Source organism: Microbacterium sp. JB110 (assembly GCF_003335195.1).
Taxonomy (GTDB): Bacteria; Actinomycetota; Actinomycetes; order Actinomycetales; family Microbacteriaceae; genus Microbacterium.
The window spans coordinates 575,955-595,672 of the sequence record NZ_QPGM01000001.1; the positions used below are offsets into that span (position 1 = coordinate 575,955).

Sequence of the window (19,718 nt, forward strand, 5' to 3'; positions counted from 1 at the left end):
CCATGCCGGATCCTCGAGTGCGTAAACCCTTGACTGCGGTGGCCGCGCTTCTAATCGGCGGAGCCGCCCTCGCGCTCATCGCCTTCCCGATTGTCGTGGCGGTCATGCTCGGCGAAGCACCGTATGACCTTCTACATGTCGGATATCCGGGCGTCGATGTGGCTGTGATCACCACCAGTCTGCTCTCCGGCGCGCAGCTCGCCACCTTGGTGACCAGTGGTGCGCTGGTGCATCTGTTGTTCCTGAGGGATGCGCCTGCCCGCACGGCGCGCTATCTCTCGGAGGGTTTCGAGATCACGGTGCTGCGCATCGCTTCGGGGGCATGGGCCGTGTGCGCAGGTGCGCTGGTGGTCTTCGAGGCTCTTGATTCCAATGGCACTCCGTTGGCGCGCCTGGCGACGCCCAGCGCGTTGCCGTTCCTGTGGGAGGCGAGCTATGCGCCGAAGGCGTGGACGATCAGTTTCCTGGCGGCGTTGATCGTTTTCTTCGTCTCGTTCTTCTCGGAACGGTGGACGGGCCTGATGATCCCGTTGTGGGCGACCGGAATCGCGGTGCTCGCCCCTGTCGTGTCTGGGCAAGTGCTCGTGGGCCCCGATCATGACTTCGGCAGTGACGCGGCGATCTTCCAGACCATCGCTGTGAACGCGTTCTTCGGGGCGGCACTGGTCGCCGTCATGCGCGTGGTCTCCGGGCGGCTTGTCTCGCCGCTGACTTTGCGGCGACTGTTCCGGATCGGGGTCGTCGCGCTTCCCGTCATCGTCGTCTCCGATGTGATCATCGCCGTGTTCAAGCTCGCTGGTGGCGATATCGCCGCCTCGCTGACCGGGTGGCTGATTCTCGCTGGCTTCGCCTGCCTGGTCGTCATCACGGTGGTGTTTGTCGTCGCCGCGATCCTCGCCCGGCGAGGAAAGCTGCGGGCCGGGCACATCACCGGGCTCCTCTCCCTGGCGGCCGTGGCGGTGGCGGGGTGGACCGGGGTCGGTGTGGCGATGACGAGGCAGCCGCCGCCGCAGTACTTCGTGCCGACGAGCATCGAGCAGGTCTTCATGGGATTCGAGGTCCCTGACGCTCCGACGCTCGGTGTGTTGTTCGGGCAGTGGCGTCCGAACCTGCTGTTCCTGGGTATCGCCGCGGCGGCGATCATCGTCTACCTGGTCGCTGTGCGCACGTTGCACCGCCGGGGTGATCGGTGGCCTCTCGGGCGGACGGCCGCGTGGATCGGCGGGTGGACGGTTGTGGTCGTCGCCACGAGCTCTGGGTTCGGGAAGTACTCGGCCCCGGATTTCGGGGTGCACATGATCGTGCATATGTCGCTGAACATGCTCGCCCCGGGGCTTCTCGTCCTCGGAGGCGTCGTCACACTGCTGCTACGGGCATCCCGCTCGGACCGGACGAAACCGGCGGGCTTGCACGACTGGATCACGTGGGTGCTGCACTGGCGGGTGCTGCAGTTCCTCTACAACCCGCTGATCGTGTTCGTGGTCTTCGTCGGCTCCTACTACGGCCTGTATCTCACGGGCATCTTCGGCGACTACATGCGGTTCCACTGGGCGCACCAGCTCATGAACCTGCACTTCCTCATCGTCGGCTACCTCTACTACAGTCTCATCATCGGCGTCGACCGGCCCCCACGGCCTCTCCCGCATATCGGCAAGCTCGGGTATGTGCTGGCGGCGATGCCGTTCCATGCGTTCTTCGGCGTGATCCTGATGACCAGCCATGTGATCATCGCCGAGACCTTCTACCGCTACCTCGATCTGCCCTGGGCCGACCTGCAGGCCCAGCAATACCTTGGCGGCGGCGTCGCGTGGGCGGGCGGGGAGATCCCGCTGATGATCGTCATCGTCGCACTCGCCATCCGGTGGAGCCGGCAAGACGCCACAGATGCCCGCCGTAAGGACCGGCACCTCGACACCGGCCGCGACGACGAGTACGACGCCTACAACCAGATGCTCCAGCGCCTCGCCGACCGCGACGCCACCCGACCCGGCCCCCGACCGACCGTCCGAGAGGACACCCACTCATGACGACCACGGACACCACCACACCGGTGGATCTCACCCCGGTAGAGCTCGACATCTCCGGGATGACCTGCGCCGCCTGCGCGGGACGCGTCGAGCGCGCACTGGGCAAGCTCGATGGTGTGACGGCGAGCGTCAACTACGCCACCGAACGCGCCATCATCACCGGCCTTCCCGACAGCGAGGTGCCCACGGCGATCCGTCAGGTCGAGAACGCCGGATACGGTGCGCACCTACGCGAGGGCAGCGACGACACCTGGTCGACGCGCGCCACCGAGGTACGGATCTCCTCCCTCCGGCGTCGCCTGGCTGTGTCCGCGCTGCTCACTGTCCCGCTGATGGACATCACTATCGTTCTCGCCCTCGTCCCCGGGTGGCGGTTCCCCTGCTGGGAATGGGTATGCGTGCTGATGGCCCTGCCGATCGTGACCTGGGCCGCGTGGCCATTCCACCGGGCCACGCTCCGCAACCTGCGCCACGGCGCAGTCAGCATGGACACCCTCGTCTCCCTCGGCATCGCCGCCTCCTTCGGATGGGCGATCCTCACCCTGCTGCTCGGGTTCGGCACCACCGAAGCCGCCAGCTACTGGCTCGGCTTCGGCGTCACCCCCGCAGGCGCCGACTCCATCTATCTGGACGTCGCCGCCGGAATGACGACCTTTCAACTCGCCGGCCGGTACTTCGAGACCCGTTCCCGCCGCAAAGCCGGCGATGTCCTCGGCGCTCTGAACGCCCTCGCCGCCACTCACGTCCGGGTCGTTAGCGACGGCGTCGAGACGATCGAACCCGCAACCGCACTCCGCGTCGGCGACACCTTCGTCGTCCTTCCGGGTGAGACGATCCCCGCCGATGGCATCGTCCACGCGGGCACGGCCGCGGTGGATGCGAGCATGATGACCGGGGAACCCGTCCCCGTGCCCGTCGGCCCCGGAGCCGCGGTGACCGGCGGGACGATCAGCACCGACGGTCGCCTGGAGGTGACCACGACCTCGGTCGGCGCCAACACCCAGCTCGCGCAGATGGCCGCCCTCACCGAGCAGGCCCAGGCCCGCAAAGCGCGAGTGCAGAACCTCGTCGACCGCATCGTCACCTGGTTCGTCCCCGCCGTCATCACCCTCGCGATCATCGTCACCGTCGCCTGGACATTCACCGGCACCCCGTTCGCGCAGGCGTTCGGCATCGGGATCAGCGTCCTCATCATCGCCTGCCCCTGCGCACTCGGGCTCGCAACGCCGACCGCACTCATGGTCGGGATCGGACGGGCCGCGACCCTCGGCATCCTCATCAAAGGCCACGACGCCCTCGAAGCCTCCGGCACCATCACCACCGTCGTCCTCGACAAGACCGGAACCCTCACCACCGGACGCATGACCGTCGAAACCGCGACCCCCTTCGGAATCGCCGATCACGAACTGTGGCGTCTCGCAGCCTCTGTGGAGCAGGGTTCCGAGCATGCGATCGCGCACGCCATCCAGGACGCCGCCCGCGCCCACGTCACCGACCTTCACCCGTTGGAGGACTTCACCGCCCTCCCCGGCCTCGGTGCTACCGCCCGCATCACAGGGAGCACCCTCCTCGTCGGGAACGCCGACCTGCTCCGCGAGCACGGCATTGACCTCACCCCGGCGGCCGCAGCGCTCGCGGACGCCCACGAGCACGGGCACACCGTCGCTCTCGTCGCTCGCGACGGGCAGCTGATCGGGCTCCTTGCCCTCGCCGACACCATCAAGCCCGGCGCCGCGGACGCCATCACAGCGCTGCACGCCCAGAACCTCACCACCGTGCTCCTCACCGGCGACAGCCCCGCTGCCGGTGCTCGCATCGCGGCCGAACTCGGCATCGAACGCGTCCACGCCGGCGTCGCCCCTGCCCAGAAAGCAGACGTCGTCCGCGAACTCCAAGCAGCCGGAGAAAAGGTCGCGATGGTCGGCGACGGCATCAACGACGCCATCGCCCTCGCCACCGCGGACCTCGGGCTCGCGCTCGTGTCCGGCACCGACATCGCCCTCAAAGCCGCGGACATCATCCTCGTCCGCGACGACCTCCACGTCATCCCGGATGCGATCGCGATCTCCCGCAAGACCCTCCGCACCATCCGCACCAACCTCGGCTGGGCCTTCGGATACAACATCGCCGCGATCCCGATCGCTGCTGCCGGGTTCCTGAACCCCCTCATCGCCGCCGCCGCGATGTCCCTGTCCTCCGTCCTCGTCGTCTACAACAGCCTCCGCATCCAGCGCGTGCGCAGCACCCGGTAGGAGAAAGCCAGAAGACAGATACCCCGATGGAGTTCTTCCTGCCGCTGTCCCTTGCCGCGACGCTCTACCTCCTCGTGCTCTGGATCGCCCTCACCACACCGCCACGGCCCCCACAGCTCTCAGATCCCACCCTGCGCGACGAATGGGACTCCGTTGCCTTTCGGGTGCGCAAAGGCGTCGAACGCCTGCGCAGGCGGTAGCGCCCTCGCGGGAGCCCGAGCCGGCTCACCCGGGGAGACGCTGTGCGCAGGCGCTTTGACCTCGCGATCGCCACCCCGCTAATGTAGCTACTACATGTTGTAGAGATAAGGTGTGTGGCATGCTGTCTGACCCGGTGCTCCAATGGACGCTGACACTCGCCTTCTCCGCGACCGCCGCCTACGCAACACTGCGACTCTTCACAGACCGCAAGCCGCTGCTCATCGTGGGCAACGCTCTGCACCTGGTGATGAGCCTCGTGATGATCGCCATGTGCTGGCCGTGGTGGACCGTACTGCCGCCACTCCCGCAGACGCTCTTCTTCTCGGCCGGCACGGCCTGGTTCGGTGCGATCGTGCTCCTCCAGACGCGGCGTCGCATCACCCGGGCTGCCGTGGGCGGACACAGCGCGTGGCATCAGGTGGCACACGCGGGCATGATGCTCGCGATGGTCTGGATGATCCTCGCGATGCCTTCCGGAACCGACGCCACGATGCATGCCCACCACCATGGCGGACTCGAGCCGTGGGCCGCCCTGACAGGGGTTGCCATCACCGCGGCGCTGACGACATCCGGCGTCCTTTTTCTCGTCGAGCTCATCCGCTGCCTGCGCGGTCGCACGACCTGGCTCGGACACACCGGCGACGTCGCTTCCGGGACTCTCATGAGCTTCGGCATGGCAGCGATGTGCTGGCCGATGATCACCGGCTAAAAACCCTCAACACCACCATCAATCCGCCGCTCCTGCCGGCGGGCCAACAAGAAAGAGAGACACCATGAACACACGACGCACCAAGAGGCCCCTTCTGATCGGAACCGGAGCCCTCGCGGCTACTGCCGCACTGGTTCTGGGCGGTGCCGTCGCTGCGAACGCACACGTCAGTATCGCGGAAGGCCCGGTGGAGGCGGGCTCGTACTCGATCCTCACGTTCAGCGTGCCACATGGATGCGATGGGGCTGCGACGACGGAGGTGGCGATCCAGATCCCCGAGGGCATCAACGCCGTCACACCCACCCGCAACAGCCTGTACACCGTCGAGAAGGTGATGGAAGACCTCGACACCCCGATCACTGACAGCCACGGCAACGAGGTCACCGAACGCGTCGCGCAGGTCGTCTACACGGCGGCGACGCCGCTCCCCGATGGGCAGCGAGACGCGTTCGAACTCTCGCTGCAGATCCCCGAGGACGCCGCCGACACCGCCCTGTACTTCCCGACTGTGCAGACCTGCGAGCAGGGCGAGACCGCCTGGGTGCAGATCCCGGAAGAAGGCCAGGACGGCCACGATCTGGACGCGCCAGCCCCCAGCGTCGACGTCGTCGCAGCCAGTGACGCAGGATCGCACGGGCACGGTGACAACACTGACGCCACCGTCGATGCGCACGACGAGGATTCGGCATCCGCGGCGGCTCCTGCAGATCAGACGCCGCTCGTTGTAACCTCGCTCGCCGTCGGCAGTATCGGCCTCATCGTCGCTGTCATCGCGCTGCTGAGGGGACGCAAGAAGGCGTGAGCACTCTCATCGCCGGGAAACACGCACCGCGACAGGGTTCCGCCCTGGTCCTCCGTGCGCTGGCAGCCCTCCTCCTAGGAGGACTGCTGACGCTGACGGGAGCGCAGGCAGCGTCCGCGCATGCCGAGTTGCTGTCCACGACACCGGAGAACGGTGCCGTGCTCGATGAGGCTCCCGCTGAGGCGGTGCTGACGTTCAACGAGCCCGTACAGCTCATCGACGGCAGCATCCGCCTGTTTCCCGGCGATGACAACCCCCTCACCCTCGACGCGCACGTCACCAACACCAGCGTCATCGCCGCGCTCCCCGCCGACCTAGCGGATGCGGGCTACGCGCTGAGCTACCGCGTCGTCTCAGCAGACGGGCACCCCATCTCCGGCGCGATCACCTTCACCATCGGAGACGGCCAGGCGGACAGCGCGACGGCTCCCATCGTGGAAACCGCGACACCTCCAGACACCCAGTTCGCCGTCAGCGCCCTGACGGCACTGCAATACCTCTCGCTCCTGGTCTTCGCCGGCCTGATCCTGTTCGAGCGACTGGTGCTGCGCAGCACAGCACCACCTGAATACTGGTCCAGGAACATCCTGCGACTGACCGGCATCGGAGCGGGAACCGCCTCGCTGCTGCTCATACCCACGTCAGCGCTCAACGTGACCGGAAACCCACTGACCGCGGTGATCGATCCGACTGCATGGTGGTCGGGTGTCCTCTGGGCACCGGTCGCTGCGGCCATCATCGTATGCGCAGGACTCGCCGGAGCCGCCGTACTATCGATGCGTCAGCAGGAGCGCAGGGGGATGCGCCTGCTCGCCGTGCTGCCGCCGCTCCTCGCGCTGGCTGCGCCCGTGCTCGCCGGACACACCCAACTGATGGAACCGCGAGCACTGATCATCGCCGCCGACCTCGGACACCTTCTCGCCGGCTCCTTCTGGACAGGAGGAGTCCTCGGCCTCCTCCTATTCCTCGCCGCCACCCGCGTGACCAGTACCCAAGAGGCACGTACCGCACCGACTCTCGCCGCGAAGGTCGTGCAGAGGTTCTCCCGCGGCGCGGTCTGGAGCGTCTTTATCCTCGCAGTCAGCGGAACTCTCATGGGCATCATGATCGTCGGAAGCCTCGACGCTCTCGTCACGACCAGCTACGGGCTCACCCTCCTGCTCAAGATCGGGATCATCATCCCCGTCATCGCGATCGCCGCCTACAACAGAACCCGACTCCTCCCACGCATCGCGTCACGACCGACCGCACGCATGCAATGGCAGACGCTGACCCGAACCCTCAGCTACGAAGCCGCACTCCTCATTGCCATTCTGCTCCTGACCGGCTTCCTCACCAATCTCAGCCCCACACACGAACACCACGACACGCCAACCGAGAACACGGCCGCCACCGCTCAGACCGTCACTATCGACGCGGATGCCCAGGGGCTATCGCTGCGGGGCGAGCTCGAACCAGCGGTGGCCGGCGAGAACAGGATCACCTTCACACTCGAATACGACGCCGAACCAGTCACGCCCGACGAAGTGACCATTCGCACCCACCAGGCCGAGCACGATCTCGGGCCGTTCCAGACCACAGCTGAACTCGACCCAGCAACCGGTCAATACTCCGCGGATCTAGACATGCCCGTCACCGGAGAATGGGAGATACAAGTGCTCGCCCGCGTATCCACCTTCGCGCAGCCGATCGTCACGATACCCATCACCATCAATTAGCTTCGGTGCGCTGGGGTAGCCGTCGCCGTCAGGGGCGATGTATGCGCGGATCGGTTCGACGCCGCACCCTTGTGCGCCACCGCGGCAAGACTATGTCTCGCACACACCGATAATTCGGACGTTGCGACCTTTGCGCCCCTACGGCGTTCCTTTCTTCGCGTAGTAGCGCGCAGGGGTGTTGACAGTGAGCGATCGCCATTTGCGGCGGTAGTTGAGCTCGTAGCCGTCACCGGTTGGCGGGGCCCGCCAGGAGGTTGTCTCGCCGCGAGGCGCGCAACGCCGCCTTGGGAGATCATCGAATCTGCTGCGGATTCACTTCCGTGGTGTTGGAGTCAGGAGCGCGAACTCGGCGCCGGTGGGGTCAGCGAGTATGGCGATTCGGCCGGCGGGGATGTCGTTCGGCTCGGTGAGCGTCGAAGCGCCGAGGGCGGCGGCGATCTCGACGACCTTGTCTGTGCCGACGTCGGGATCGACGGCGAAGTAGACGCGCCAGCCTGCGGGAGCATCGGTGCGGAGTCGCCCTACAACGGGAACCTGCTGTCCGGCCGGAGTCCAGATCGTGTAGTCGTAGTGCTCGCCATCACCAAGCTGGGTCACGCTCGCTCCGGTGAGAGCCGAGTAGAAGTCATCCGCCTTGCCGTCCGCAGTCAGCAGCTCGGCCCACGCGAACGTGCCGGGCGTATGGGATGCAAACTCGTAGCCGGGCTCGGGCTGCGAGAACCCGGTGATGGCTCCGGTCGGTTCGGCGACGATGAGGACGCCTCCCTGTCCCGGCACGTTGACCGGTCCGTGCAGGATGCTCCCGCCCTGCACGGTCGCGCCCTGTGCGGTTTCTGCGATGTCGTCGGCGGCGAGGTAGAGCGTCCATGCTGGCGTGGCCTCACCGTAGGCCGCGCGGATGCCGGCGATGATCGCTCCTTTGTCGGTGCGGGCGTAGCGGTAGCCGCTGGGGTTCTGTGCGTCGATCGTCCAGCCGAACAGCGCGCTGTAGAACTGGACGGAGGCATCCTCGTCGGGTGTTTGGAGGTCGATGAGCGCGGGAGTGCCGGGTCCGATGTTGGTCATGTGCTGCTTCTTTCTACTGTTGGTCGGTGGCGCGCAGGTAGGCGTGGCCGCGTTCGGATAGTTCGTAGCCGACCCGCAGGCTGCGGGTCAGGCCGTGTTCTTTGAGAGTGCGGATACGTCTTTTGAGCGATTCCTTTCCGACCGTCAGGCCGTCGGTGAGCGCGCCCGCGGTGATGCCGGGCTTAAGTTGGATGCACGCAAGAGTGGTGCGTGCCCAAGGAGTTCGAGCGTCGAGTCGGTCAAGGAGTGCGTCGATGCCCGTGATGTCTTCAGCAGTGAGGTTCGGATGGGCGGCGAGCTCGTCTCGTACGTCTGCCGCGACCCAGGAGAGTCCGATGCGGAAGACCGGATCGTGGTCGCGGCTGCGGAAGGTGGCTGTCAGGTCGTCCAGCGTGGCGTAACCGGCCTGGCGTGCGTCGGCGTCACTGAGTCCGGCGGGTGCAACGGGCTTGATCGTCTCGACTCGCACGAGTCCTGCGACGGTGCGGAATTCCGTACCGGGCTTCACCCGCGGCTGCTTCCAGCGCCGGTAGGCCACGGTGACCTTGCCCGCTGCAACCGCATGGGCGATGCGCTCGGTGAGGATCATGCGCCCGCCCGGCGAGGACAACTCGACACCCGCAGCGTCATGCGTCGGCCCCCAGGACGAAGGCGAGCTGCGCGAGCACGACGTCGCGGTAGTCCATGTCGTCTGATCCACGGTACCCGAGCACGACTGGGTAGAGCAGTCCGTCCATCGTTGCTACGACCACGTCGACGATCACCGAAGTCTCGAATCGCGGCGTGAACGAGCCGCCGTCGACGCCTCGACGCACCGCATCGGTGAAGGGCTCCCGATACTGCTCGGCAAGAGCGGCGGCATGTTTATGCAGTTCGGAGTCATGCGCGGCGGCGGTCCAGAACTCCATCAGCATCCGCCACGTCGCGACGCTCGTGGAAAGCCCTCGATCGACCAGCGCGACCATCTTCTGCCACGGGTCATCGAACCTTGCGGCGAGCTCATGCAGAGCCGCCACTTCGCCAGAGGTGGCACCTGCCAGCGCCTCGATCAGCATGTCCTCACGCGAACCGAAGTAGCCCTGAAGCGTGCTGACGGCAACCCCCGACGCTTCCGCCACGTCGATGAACCGCGTGCCCGCGAATCCACGATCCGCCAACACCTCCACCACCTGCCCGAGAACCACGGCGCGCCGCGCACCGCCGGCGCGCCTTATGCGACCTGAACCTGCTCTGCTCATACCGGTACCGTATCACGATACGGTACCGGTATGAGCAGAGGTATGCAGCCCGCTCCGGCCACTCAGGAGGGAGGAGACTCATGCCGCGTGAAATCGGGTCTTCTCTTACGGCGGGAGCTCGCCCGGAAGGACAGCACGCGGCCTCATCGCCCGGATTATCATCCGAGCGCGTCCGTGTCGATGCTGGGCCTGTCAGTGCGCTCCGTGCACAAGCCGTGAGCGCGGTCGGCCCCACCCGCTCCGCGCGGATGAAGCTCGTCTACGTCGTAGGAGGCAGCACGAAGATCACGTACGACGCAGGTTCACCGTCGATGCTTCAAGAGGACATCGCGCTTCTTCCCGCAGAGCGCGTTTACATCGGATCGCCACTCGCCTTCGTTGGGACGATTGCTGTGTACGTCGACCCGCAGTTTGCCCTCGACCAACTCCGTTGGCTCCCGAGCGCAGGATCGTTTTTCAAGGAGCTTTTCTCTGCCACGGAACCCCCGGCAACTCGCCGTTATACCCGATCGTTGGGGTCTGCTGAAGGTTCGGTTGAGTCCATGACCGCATGATTCCCGGCTGGGGGTCGTGCTGGAAGGATGGCAATCGTGCCGAAGATCTATTCCGATGAGTTCAAGCGGGACGCGGTGGCGATGGTCGCTGCGGGCTCGTCGCAGAAGAAGGTGTGCAGGGACCTCGGGATCTCGAAGACCGCGCTGCAGACATGGGTTCGCGATGACCGGTTCCGCTCACATGGGATGATCCCGTCGACCGATCCGGACGAGCGTCGCGAGATGACGGCGGCGCTGCGGCGGATCCGGGAGCTGGAGATGGAGAATGAGGTGCTCCGGCGGGCTGCGGCGTATCTGTCTCAGGCGCATATCCTGCCCCCAAAATGACGCTTCTATGCCTGATGTCAAGTCATGCGGGTCTGGAGCTCGCGGAAGAGTGCTCTGACGACGTAGCGCTTGAGGCAGCGTCGGACCTCGCGTGCGGTGCGTCCTTCGGCACGGCGCCGGGCAACATACGTGCGAGTGGTGGTGTCGTAGCTCATGCGAGTTCGAACGATGACATCAACAGCGCGATTGAGTTGTCGGTCTCCTGAGCGCGAGAGGCGGTGCCGGGTGCTGTTCCCCGAAGATGCGGGCAACGGTGCAATGCCGCCTAGCGCCGCGAAGGCGGCTTCTGAGCGGATGCGTCCGTGGTGTGAGTATGCCGTGACGAGTATGGCTCCGGTGACGGGGCCGACTCCGGGCAGTTCCTGAAGTCCCGGGGCGAGGCGCTCGGTAAGGTCAGCGAGTTGTTTGTGATTCACGTTGAGCGCGGCGCTTTGCTCCAGAATCGTTGCGGCGAGACGCTTGGCCTCGGCCCGTAGCACCCGCACCGGTTCTGCATCACGAGGGATGCGCCATGCTGCGATGGTCTTGATCTGGGCATCGGTGAGGGGCTTGCGTGCGTCGAGGCCGAGGTCGACGCTGCGGGCGAGAGCATTGAGAGCATTGCGGTTAGCGGTGCGCTGCTGGTCGATCAGCGACCGTGCGGTGAGCAGGACTCGCAAGGCCGCGCGGTCACCGGGCTGGCGTGGTTGCGCAAGCTTGTCGACGTCGCGACCAAGTAGCGATCGAGCAGCGGCTTCAGCATCGATTGCGTCAGACTTTCCGGTATGAGCATGCGATGCGCGTGATGCAGGGGGGTGTCAAGTTTTCTGTGTAAGGGTCCGGTCGGTTAGCCCCTCTGCCAGGTGGTCAGAGCGGGAGTCGGTTGGGGAATTGCACGGCGAACGCATTCAACGCCTGATGCCATCCTTGGGTGCCGGTGCCGAGCTCACCACCACGGGTGGTCTCGATGTTCCGGATACCCAGGTAGACCAGCTTGATCGCCGCCTCGTTCGAGGGGAAGGAGCCTCTGGTCTTGGTGATCTTCCGCAGCTGGTAGTTGATCGATTCGATCTGGTTCGTGGTGTAGATGACCTTGCGGATCTCCGGGGTGAACGCCAGGAACGGAGTGAAGTCCTCCCACGCGTTCCGCCACGCCAACACCGCCCCCGGCGCCTTCGCCTGCCAGACCTCGGCGAAGGCCTCCATCGCCATCTCGGCGGCCTGCACGGTGGCCGCCGTGTAGATCGGTTTCATGTCCTTGGCCATGGTCTTGCGGTCGGAGTAGGAGGCGTATTTCATCGCTGATCGCAACAGGTGCACCACGCAGGTCTGGACCACGGTTTCGGGGTAGACGCTGTTGACCGCGGCCGGCAGCCCGGTGAGCCCGTCGCAACACAGGATCAGAATGTCCCGCACCCCGCGGTTGCGGATCTCGGTCAGGACATTGGCCCAGAACTTCGCCCCCTCCGTGGCGCCCAGCCACAGGCCCAACACCTGCTTGCGGCCTTCCAGGTCCACGCCTACGGCCACGTGGCAGGCCCGGTTGGCCACGACCCCACCGTCCCTGATTTTGAGCCAGATCGCGTCGATGTAGACGATCGGATATACCGATTCCAGGGGCCGGGACTGCCATTGGGCGACCTCGTCGGCGACCACGTCGGTGACCCTGGAGATCGTGGCGGCGGAGACCTTGGACCCGTAGATCTCCTCCAGGTGTGAGCCGATGTCCCTCGTGGTCATCCCGCGGGCGTAGAGCGAGAGGATCATGTCCTCGACCTTGCCCAGCCGGCGGGCCCGTTTCGGGACGATCACCGGCTCGAAGGAGCCGTTGCGGTCCCGCGGGACGGTGAGCTGCACGGGGCCCTGGAGGGTCTGCACGGACTTGGTGTTCTTGCCGTTGCGGGAGTTGCCGGTCCCGTGGCCAGCGGGGTCACCTGCCTCGTATCCGAGGTGGTCGCTGAGCTCGGTCTCCATGGCCCGTTCCAGCACCGCCTTGGTCATCTGTGAGAGCAGTTCCTCGACCCCGTGGCGGCCCTGGCCGAGGTCCTCTGCGGCGGTCACCAGCGCGTCGATCTGGTCGGCGCTCAACACCCCGGCAAGGGGGTTCTGGGCATCAGCTATTTCGGTCATTCGTTCGGTCCTTTTCAGAGGTGAAACCCGCAGGTCACACCTCGGTTTGAGACCGGACCCTTACACAGTCAATGAAACACCCTCTGATGCAGGTCGGACTTCGGCAACCTCGATCCCGGTCTCGGTCAGCACGGCCGTGATGCTTGCGCCGTAGGATGAGGTGCCCTCAACACCGGCGAGGACGCTCGTGCCGTGGGCGCGTCGAGCGATCCAACTGACTGCGCGGGCGTTGCCGGCCGCTGACGTCGGGAACGTCGCGGTATCGATGAGTGCGCCAGTGCGCGCATGGATAAGGCAGTAGGTGTGCGTGCGAGCATGCGTGTCGATGCCGACGACGTGCTCGAACTGTTCGGCAACAAGGACCACGAGAACCTCCAAGTAGTGAATGCGGACAGGCGCCGGCTCGTAGGGTCGCGAAGAGTCACATCTGTAATGAGTCACACACCCGACTGCACGACACTGAGAGCATTTCGCTGCAACGCACCAGCTTTGCCTCCTTCGAACCCGGTGCCGCACGGTTCGACATGATCGCCCTTGTCGCGACACTCCACCACATGGAACTCCAGCCCACGCTCGAGCAAGCCGCAGCACTGCTTCGCCCCGGAGGGCACCTGATGGTCGTCGGTCTCGCAGCGAACCACACCCCGTCCGACTGGATCCTCTCGGCCGCTGCCCTTCTATTCGTGAGGATCGGATCGCTCCTCCACCGGGAGACGGCCGACGTTGGAGTCCCCACCACGGAACCACGCGAGAACCTCGCGGTAATCCGACATGTGAGCAGGAAAGTCCTTCCTGGACGAAAGCTCCGTCGTGGGCTCTACTACCGATACTTGCTCACCTGGGAGAAACCGAAAGAGGCCATAGGCTCCGTACCCCAATAAACGGCGTTTCGAAATGCATCTCCGGGGGCCTTCAATCGTTGATTGCCGATCGTGTGTGGGAGAAAATCTGGCGCTGGGAATCAGCGAGGCACAGGCACCTCGCTGATCACGGACTCGGCGCGCTGCGACTGACTCTGACGTGGCGTCGACGCTGGGGCTGTGTCGGCTCGTCGTAGTCGGATTGGCCCGTACCTGCTGGGTAGCCCTGTTCGTCGCACACGAGCGCGGACAGGCCCCGAACAGCAGGGAGCCACGATCATGTCCAACCCCACCCCGCCGCTGACCGAACTTCCGAAGCCCGTCTTCGCTGATGAGCGGGCAACGCTCTATCTCGGTGACGCGGTCGAGCTCCTCCCGCTCCTGCCCGAGGCGAGCATCGACGCTCTGGTCACTGACCCGCCGTACGGGTTGAGCTTCAACGGACAGGCCTGGGATGACGCGTCCGGGTTCAGGGAATCCCTCCCGCACCTCGACACGGGTGCGATGAGTGCGCCGGAGTTGTTCGAGACGTGGTGCACGGCGTGGGCTGCGGGAGCATTGCATGCGTTGAAGCCGGGGGCGTATGTTGCAGCGTTCGGTGGTGCACGCACCTGGCACCGGATGGTGCGCGGGATCGAGAACGCAGGGTTCGAGATCCGCGACCAGATTGCATGGCTGCACACCACCGGGATGCCCAAATCGATGGACCTCTCGCACGCGATCGACAAGCATCACGGCGTGCATCGTGCTGATCGGATCGTGCAGACCACTGATCATGACGGGGTGCTCGGCGCGACCCGCACGGTCCTGTCCAAAGGCACCCCGGTCACCGAGGACGCGCAGCAGTGGGATGGATGGGGCACGGCACTGCGGCCGGCATTCGAGCCGATCATCATCGCCCGCAAGCCACCCGAAGGAAACGTCGTCCGCAACATCCTCGAGCACGGCGTCGGTGGGATCAACATCGACGGGGCGAGGTTCGCTGACGGCCGGTGGCCGACGAACGTCGCGTTCGATCCGGGTCAGGCGGATGCGTTGGATGTGTTGACGGGGACGTGGCAGGGCGAGTCACTGTCGCGGAAGTTCCCGATCTTCCGCTTCGACCACAAGCCCTCCACAGCGGAACGACCCCGCGCGTTCGGGGTATCGCACACAACCGTGAAACCGTTGGCGTTGATGCGCTGGCTCGTCACGTTGGTGACCCCGCCGCACGGAGTGGTGCTGGAGCCATTCGCTGGATCGGGGACGACGGTGGAAGCAGCGGTCAGCGATGGCTATCGCGTGCTGTGCTTCGAGAAGGATGCGTCATACGTTCCACTGGTCCAGTCGAGGCTGGACCAGTAGCTCCTGTGGCCGGGGAACGCCTGTCGATGAGCGCGCCGCCTCGACGCCGTACTTTTGAGCATAGCCATGACGTAGTTGCATGTTCGGCGCTATGCTGAGTTCATGTCCGTCTCTGAGTTGTCCGCGAGCACCCAGAACTATTTGAAGGCCGTGTGGGGTCTGACGGAGTGGTCGTCGGTGCCGGTGACGCCGACGCTCCTCGCGGAGCGAACAGGGTTGAAGCTCTCTTCGGTCTCGGATGCTGTCCGTAAGCTCTCTACGCAGGGTCTTGTCGAGCATGCGCCTTATGGTTCGGTGGAGTTGACGGAGACGGGGCGCTCGTACGCGCTGGCGATGGTACGTCGGCACCGGCTGATTGAGTCGTTCCTCGTCAGTGTCTTGGGGTACTCGTGGGATCAGGTGCATGACGAGGCGGAGCACCTTGAACATGCGGTGTCCGACTTCATGATTGACCGGATCGACGAGTTCTTGGAGTTCCCCACCCGCGACCCTCATGGTGACCCGATCCCATCAGCCGATGGGACGGTGCATATCCCGGACGCGACACAGCTATCCGAAGTCGGCGCGGGGCACCGAGTCGTGGTCGAGCGCATCTCGGACTCGGATCCGGCGCTCCTGCAGTTCTTCGATGAGCACGGTTTCGTGATCGGATCAACGCTGGAGATCGGCGAAGGTGCCCCGTTCTCGGACGCACTGGATGCGCGAGTTACGGGATCGGACACCTCGGTAGCACTGGGGCGTTCGGCGACAGACGCACTCTATGTGTCTGTCGTCGCCAGTTGATGCGGTCACCCCGTAGCTTCGTCGTGGAGTGATGCATGGAGCACGCCTGTTCCGGCAGGGAGCAACGTGCCATGCCATTGCGCCGTGCGGACCTCGATGATGTTGACTTCCGCTGTGCAGGCCTGGATGTCTAACCGTGTGCCGGGGCGAAGGTGTCGCTCGTCGAGGAATACCAGTGTTTCAAGTGGCGCGTCCGCGATGCGTGTGATCTTCACTGGAGCCCATCGCGGGCGTGCGAGTTCCCGCAGGGGGATATCGGTGGGAGTCTCGATGCGGCCGTCTGGCGTGGGGATGGGTTGCCCGTAGGGGTCGTGGGTGGGCTGGTCGAGGGAGGCTTCGATTCGTTGGAGGAAGCGGGGTGAGCTGCTGGCTTCCAATGCGTCGGCATTGGCGGCGAGTTCGCTCCAGGGCAGGTCGAGGACGTCGTGGAGGAAGCACCGCAGTATCCGGTTCGTCCGCACTGCCCGCATCGATTCGAGTCGTCCCGTAGGAGTGAGCGAAATGCTCTTGTACCGTTCGTGGTTGACGAGACCGTCCTCGGCGAGTCGCTTTACCTGTTCGGAGACGCTCCCTGGTACGAATCGCAGCGCACCGGCTAGGCCGGTGACCGTGACTGGAGCGTCACTGTTCTCGGTCAGTGACCAGATGGCACGAAGATAGCGTGCTCTGGTCCCTGACTTGTCGCTCTTGCGGCGCATGCGTGATGCCCTTACTGTGCGGAAGCGAGTGCGCGTCTGCGGCGTGTGCTCATAATCCGGGTCCCGATGAGACCGTGCTGGGGGCTGAAGAGGTAGACGAGCGCGAAGACGGCTCCCTGAGCGAGGACGACCATGCCGCCGGACGCAGTGTCGAGGTAGTAGCTCAAGTACAGGCCGATAACGGCGCAGCCTGCGGAGATCGCGGGGGCGATGACGAGCATGCGTCCGAACCTGTCGGTGAGCAGGTAGGCGGTAGCTCCCGGGATAATGAGCATCGCGACGACGAGGACAACGCCGACCGCTTGCAGGGCGACGACGGCGGTCAGGGCGAGGAGTCCGAGGAGGACGGCGCCGAGGATTTTCGGGTTCAGTCCGATGGCGTGGGCGTGGGTGGAGTCGAAGGCGTAGAGAGTGAAGTCGCGGCGTTTGGTGACGAGAATCGTGAAGGTGATCGCACCGAGGATGATGATCTGGGTGAGATCGGCCCAGGAGACGCCCAGCAGGTTGCCGAAGATAATGTGGTTCAGGTCGGTCTGCGACGGCGTGACCGAGATCAGCACGAGCCCTAGAGCGAACAGTGTGGTGAACACGATCCCGATCGCGGCGTCTTCTTTGACACGGCTGGTGTCTCTCACCGCTCCGATGAGCGCGACAGCAAGAAAGCCGAAGACCACTGCTCCGAGCGCGAAGGGGACGCCGGCGATGTAGGCGAGAACCACGCCGGGGAGGACGGCGTGGGAGACGGCGTCGCCCATGAGCGACCAGCCGATCAGGACAAGCCAGCAAGACAGCACCGCGCACACGATCGAGGCAATCAGGGTGGTTGCGAGGGCGCGGACCATGAAGTCGTAGCTGAGGGGTTCGAGGAAGAAGTCGGTCAGGTTCATGAGGTGGTGCCTCGGTTCAGGACGTCCAGGCCGAAGGCCAGGGCAAGGTTGTCGGGCTGGAGCACTTCGTCCGGGTCCCCGTGCATGAGCACGCGTCGCATCAATAGGATCGCCTCGTCGGCGAGGCCGGGCAGCGCATGAAGGTCATGAGTGGAGACGAGGATCGTGGCCCCATCGTCGGCGAGTTCCCGCAGCAGCCGGGTAATCGTAGCCTCGGAGCGCTTATCGACGCCGGCGAACGGCTCATCCAGCAGCAGGATCGTCGCCCCCTGAGCGATGCCTCTCGCGACGAACGCGCGCTTTTTTTGACCGCCGGAGAGCTGCCCGATCTGCCGGTTCGCGTACTCGGTCAGCTCCACCCGTTCCAGCGCATGATCTACAGCCTCATGGTCGGCTCTCTTCGCGTGGCGGGTAAACCCCATGTGCCCGTAGCGGCCGGTCATGACGACATCGCGCACAGAGAGCGGGAATGCCCAGTCGACGACCTCGCTCTGCGGCACGTAACCCACGACCCCTGACTTGCGCGCTTTGCCCGGGTTCTCGCCGTTCACGCGCACCGTGCCGGAATCAGGGCGCAGCAGACCCATGACCGTCTTGAACAGGGTGGACTTACCCGACCCGTTCATCCCCACGAGCCCGCATACCCGCCCGGCCTGGATGTCGAGGGTGGCACGGTCGAGAGCGAGGACCTCACCATAGTGGACGGTGACGTCGCGCACCGAGATCGCGACCGTCATCAGTTCCGTGCCGTTAGCGCGTCGATGATGGTGGTCGCGTCGTGGCGGATCAGATCCAGATAGGTCGGGACAGGGCCCTCCGCTTCGGACAGAGAATCGACATACAGCACACCACCGAAATCAGCATCGGTGGCTTCCACGACCTGCTGCATCGCGGCATCGGACACGGTGGACTCACAGAACACCGCGGGCACGGCGTCGTCGCGGACGAACTCGATCGCCGAGGCGATCTGCTGCGGGGTGGCCTGCTGTTCGGCGTTGACCGCCCAGATGTATTTCTCGGTCAGCCCGGCATCCCTGGCAAGGTAGGAGAACGCACCCTCGCAGGTGACCAACGCTCGCTGATTCTCCGGCAGGACCGACAGCTCGTCGACCAGCTCGTCCTGCACCGTCTGCAGCTCGGCCTTGTACGCCTCACCATTGGCCTGGTATTCGGTTGCATTCTGGGGGTCGAGGTCGCTGAAGGCGTCGACCATGTTGTCGACGTAGATCTGCACGTTCAATGGGCTCATCCATGCGTGTGGGTTCGGCATCCCCGCGTAGGCGTCCTCGGTGATGTCGATCGTCTCGACTCCTTCGCTGACGACGACGTGAGGCACATCCAGCCCTTCGACGAACTGTGCGAACCACGCCTCCAGGTTCATTCCGTTGTCGAGAATCAGGTCAGCCTCCGACGCTCTGCGGATGTCGCCGGGTGTGGGCTCGTAGCCGTGGATCTCGGCCCCGGCCTTCGTGATCGACTCCACCCTCAGATGGTCACCCGCGACGTTTTCGGCAATGTCCGCGAGAACCGTGAACGTCGTCAGCACCACGGGACGCTCATCGTCTGCTCCCGCATCGTTCTCGCCGGATGTTGCGCATCCAGCAAGAGAGAACGCGAGCACGGACGCTGCCAGCAGCGACAGGGCACGGCGGGAGAAGAGGCGGGTGGTACGTGGCATGGATAGTTCCTTAGCTGAGCGGGTGACGAGGCGCGGGTGGAAGTTCACGTGAGTGGTGGAAGCGGAGGGCGAGGCTTTGGGGGCGGGCCAGCACGATGGGACGCGGCGATGAAGTGGTCGAGCTTGTCGGGAGCTTCTCCGCGCAAGTAGACGCTGAGCATGCGTAGCAGGTTCAGCGTCACCGCCTCGGGGTCGGAAGACGTTCGCAACAGGTGAGCCGCAGCGTCATGGTCAGCGTCTCGCACGGATTGGAACAACGTGATGGCTTCCAGCCACACACCCTCGCTGCGCTCGTCCGTGGGTGTTCGTCTCATGCCCCACAGCATAGTGTTCGGCAAGCCGTAGTTACAAACAGCGGCGTGGCGTAGACAAGTGAACCACATCGATGTTATTCCTAGATACGCCGCTCCAAACATCGGTGAGGCACAACATGTAGTGGTTGGTGGCGTGGCGCGTCACAGCCAGA

At 65.0% G+C, this 19,718-nt stretch carries 19 protein-coding genes and 1 pseudogene; 10 read left to right on the plus strand and 10 right to left on the minus strand.

Annotated elements, in window-relative coordinates; translation table 11 throughout:
• Positions 1-38: 38 nt before the first annotated feature.
• The 6 genes from CIK77_RS02725 (at position 39) to CIK77_RS02745 (ending at position 7,709) form a co-directional block, all read left to right on the plus strand.
• Positions 39-2,027: a cytochrome c oxidase assembly protein gene (locus CIK77_RS02725; RefSeq protein ID WP_181861389.1), complete on the plus strand. Its 1,989-nt coding sequence runs from the start codon at positions 39-41 to the stop codon at positions 2,025-2,027.
• On the plus strand, positions 2,024-4,279 hold the full coding sequence (locus tag CIK77_RS02730) for a heavy metal translocating P-type ATPase (protein ID WP_086990901.1): 2,256 nt from the start codon (positions 2,024-2,026) through the stop codon (positions 4,277-4,279). The genes CIK77_RS02725 and CIK77_RS02730 overlap by 4 nt, the downstream gene beginning before the upstream one ends.
• 26 nt (positions 4,280-4,305) lie before the next feature.
• A complete protein-coding gene (locus tag CIK77_RS17560) occupies positions 4,306-4,479 on the plus strand; it encodes a hypothetical protein (RefSeq protein WP_157560608.1) in 174 nt (57 codons plus the stop codon).
• 119 nt (positions 4,480-4,598) lie between these two features.
• Positions 4,599-5,189: a DUF5134 domain-containing protein gene (locus CIK77_RS02735; protein ID WP_051216734.1), complete on the plus strand. Its 591-nt coding sequence runs from the start codon at positions 4,599-4,601 to the stop codon at positions 5,187-5,189.
• A gap of 64 nt (positions 5,190-5,253) precedes the next feature.
• Positions 5,254-5,991, plus strand: a complete 738-nt coding sequence (locus tag CIK77_RS02740) for a YcnI family copper-binding membrane protein (RefSeq protein WP_084644363.1) — start codon at positions 5,254-5,256, stop codon at positions 5,989-5,991.
• On the plus strand, positions 5,988-7,709 hold the full coding sequence (locus CIK77_RS02745) for a copper resistance protein CopC (protein WP_029153853.1): 1,722 nt from the start codon (positions 5,988-5,990) through the stop codon (positions 7,707-7,709). Before CIK77_RS02740 ends, CIK77_RS02745 begins: the two co-directional genes overlap by 4 nt.
• 312 nt (positions 7,710-8,021) lie before the next feature.
• Here CIK77_RS02745 and CIK77_RS02750 read toward each other — a convergent pair whose 3' ends face one another.
• From CIK77_RS02750 to CIK77_RS02760, 3 genes are read right to left on the minus strand one after another with little or no spacing between them, the layout of a single operon-like run.
• Positions 8,022-8,774, minus strand: coding sequence for a VOC family protein (locus CIK77_RS02750; RefSeq protein ID WP_087055261.1), 753 nt, complete (start codon positions 8,772-8,774; stop codon positions 8,022-8,024).
• Between the two features lie 13 nt (positions 8,775-8,787).
• The gene (locus CIK77_RS02755; protein WP_087055260.1) at positions 8,788-9,363 is read right to left on the minus strand and encodes a hypothetical protein; all 576 of its coding nucleotides are present in this window, start codon (positions 9,361-9,363) and stop codon (positions 8,788-8,790) included.
• 37 nt (positions 9,364-9,400) lie between these two features.
• The gene (locus tag CIK77_RS02760; RefSeq protein ID WP_087055259.1) at positions 9,401-10,012 is read right to left on the minus strand and encodes a TetR/AcrR family transcriptional regulator; all 612 of its coding nucleotides are present in this window, start codon (positions 10,010-10,012) and stop codon (positions 9,401-9,403) included.
• A gap of 581 nt (positions 10,013-10,593) precedes the next feature.
• Here CIK77_RS02760 and CIK77_RS02770 point away from each other — a divergent pair.
• Positions 10,594-10,890, plus strand: a pseudogene (locus tag CIK77_RS02770) (transposase); the annotation flags it as partial.
• A gap of 20 nt (positions 10,891-10,910) precedes the next feature.
• On the opposite strand, the gene CIK77_RS02775 reads toward CIK77_RS02770, so the two are convergent.
• From CIK77_RS02775 to CIK77_RS02785, 3 genes are all read right to left on the minus strand, one after another.
• A complete protein-coding gene (locus tag CIK77_RS02775) occupies positions 10,911-11,552 on the minus strand; it encodes a transposase (protein ID WP_249268613.1) in 642 nt (213 codons plus the stop codon).
• A gap of 187 nt (positions 11,553-11,739) precedes the next feature.
• A complete protein-coding gene (locus tag CIK77_RS02780; RefSeq protein ID WP_087053862.1) occupies positions 11,740-13,002 on the minus strand; it encodes an IS256 family transposase in 1,263 nt (420 codons plus the stop codon).
• Between the two features lie 60 nt (positions 13,003-13,062).
• Positions 13,063-13,368 (minus strand): IS110 family transposase, encoded by a 306-nt coding sequence (locus tag CIK77_RS02785; RefSeq protein WP_212647470.1) that lies wholly within the window; start codon positions 13,366-13,368, stop codon positions 13,063-13,065.
• A gap of 188 nt (positions 13,369-13,556) precedes the next feature.
• On the opposite strand from CIK77_RS02785, the gene CIK77_RS02790 reads away from it, so the two are divergent.
• The 3 genes from CIK77_RS02790 to CIK77_RS02800 all read left to right on the plus strand — a co-directional run bounded on the left by CIK77_RS02790 (position 13,557) and on the right by CIK77_RS02800 (position 15,989).
• Entirely contained in the window at positions 13,557-13,883 is a 327-nt protein-coding gene (locus CIK77_RS02790) for a hypothetical protein (RefSeq protein WP_327078608.1), read from the plus strand.
• Between the two features lie 258 nt (positions 13,884-14,141).
• Positions 14,142-15,206, plus strand: coding sequence for a DNA-methyltransferase (locus CIK77_RS02795; protein ID WP_087054593.1), 1,065 nt, complete (start codon positions 14,142-14,144; stop codon positions 15,204-15,206).
• A 102-nt stretch (positions 15,207-15,308) separates the two neighbouring features.
• The gene (locus CIK77_RS02800) at positions 15,309-15,989 is read left to right on the plus strand and encodes a metal-dependent transcriptional regulator (RefSeq protein WP_087054592.1); all 681 of its coding nucleotides are present in this window, start codon (positions 15,309-15,311) and stop codon (positions 15,987-15,989) included.
• A gap of 5 nt (positions 15,990-15,994) precedes the next feature.
• Here the strand turns inward: CIK77_RS02800 and CIK77_RS02805 are convergent, their stop codons facing one another.
• The 4 genes from CIK77_RS02805 to CIK77_RS02820 are packed head-to-tail and all read right to left on the minus strand — an operon-like array spanning position 15,995 to position 19,252.
• Positions 15,995-16,687: a metal-dependent transcriptional regulator gene (locus CIK77_RS02805; protein ID WP_087054591.1), complete on the minus strand. Its 693-nt coding sequence runs from the start codon at positions 16,685-16,687 to the stop codon at positions 15,995-15,997.
• A gap of 11 nt (positions 16,688-16,698) precedes the next feature.
• On the minus strand, positions 16,699-17,574 hold the full coding sequence (locus CIK77_RS02810) for a metal ABC transporter permease (RefSeq protein WP_087054590.1): 876 nt from the start codon (positions 17,572-17,574) through the stop codon (positions 16,699-16,701).
• A complete protein-coding gene (locus tag CIK77_RS02815; protein WP_087054589.1) occupies positions 17,571-18,311 on the minus strand; it encodes a metal ABC transporter ATP-binding protein in 741 nt (246 codons plus the stop codon). Before CIK77_RS02815 ends, CIK77_RS02810 begins: the two co-directional genes overlap by 4 nt.
• Positions 18,311-19,252: a metal ABC transporter substrate-binding protein gene (locus CIK77_RS02820; protein ID WP_087054588.1), complete on the minus strand. Its 942-nt coding sequence runs from the start codon at positions 19,250-19,252 to the stop codon at positions 18,311-18,313. The genes CIK77_RS02815 and CIK77_RS02820 overlap by 1 nt, the downstream gene beginning before the upstream one ends.
• Positions 19,253-19,718 lie beyond the last annotated feature (466 nt).

What these genes read in the sequence shown, in the direction of transcription:
- CIK77_RS17560 (WP_157560608.1), top strand. Translation starts at nt 4,306, where the DNA reads ATGGAGTTCTTCCTGCCGCTGTCCCTTGCCGCGACGCTCTACCTCCTC.
- CIK77_RS02760 (WP_087055259.1), bottom strand. Translation starts at nt 10,012, where the DNA reads ATGAGCAGAGCAGGTTCAGGTCGCATAAGGCGCGCCGGCGGTGCGCGG.
- CIK77_RS02780 (WP_087053862.1), bottom strand. Translation starts at nt 13,002, where the DNA reads ATGACCGAAATAGCTGATGCCCAGAACCCCCTTGCCGGGGTGTTGAGC.
- CIK77_RS02730 (WP_086990901.1), top strand. Translation starts at nt 2,024, where the DNA reads ATGACGACCACGGACACCACCACACCGGTGGATCTCACCCCGGTAGAG.
- CIK77_RS02805 (WP_087054591.1), bottom strand. Translation starts at nt 16,687, where the DNA reads ATGCGCCGCAAGAGCGACAAGTCAGGGACCAGAGCACGCTATCTTCGT.
- CIK77_RS02820 (WP_087054588.1), bottom strand. Translation starts at nt 19,252, where the DNA reads ATGCCACGTACCACCCGCCTCTTCTCCCGCCGTGCCCTGTCGCTGCTG.
- CIK77_RS02735 (WP_051216734.1), top strand. Translation starts at nt 4,599, where the DNA reads ATGCTGTCTGACCCGGTGCTCCAATGGACGCTGACACTCGCCTTCTCC.
- CIK77_RS02755 (WP_087055260.1), bottom strand. Translation starts at nt 9,363, where the DNA reads ATGATCCTCACCGAGCGCATCGCCCATGCGGTTGCAGCGGGCAAGGTC.
- CIK77_RS02815 (WP_087054589.1), bottom strand. Translation starts at nt 18,311, where the DNA reads ATGACGGTCGCGATCTCGGTGCGCGACGTCACCGTCCACTATGGTGAG.
- CIK77_RS02795 (WP_087054593.1), top strand. Translation starts at nt 14,142, where the DNA reads ATGTCCAACCCCACCCCGCCGCTGACCGAACTTCCGAAGCCCGTCTTC.
- CIK77_RS02810 (WP_087054590.1), bottom strand. Translation starts at nt 17,574, where the DNA reads ATGAACCTGACCGACTTCTTCCTCGAACCCCTCAGCTACGACTTCATG.
- CIK77_RS02750 (WP_087055261.1), bottom strand. Translation starts at nt 8,774, where the DNA reads ATGACCAACATCGGACCCGGCACTCCCGCGCTCATCGACCTCCAAACA.
- CIK77_RS02790 (WP_327078608.1), top strand. Translation starts at nt 13,557, where the DNA reads ATGGAACTCCAGCCCACGCTCGAGCAAGCCGCAGCACTGCTTCGCCCC.
- CIK77_RS02800 (WP_087054592.1), top strand. Translation starts at nt 15,309, where the DNA reads ATGTCCGTCTCTGAGTTGTCCGCGAGCACCCAGAACTATTTGAAGGCC.
- CIK77_RS02740 (WP_084644363.1), top strand. Translation starts at nt 5,254, where the DNA reads ATGAACACACGACGCACCAAGAGGCCCCTTCTGATCGGAACCGGAGCC.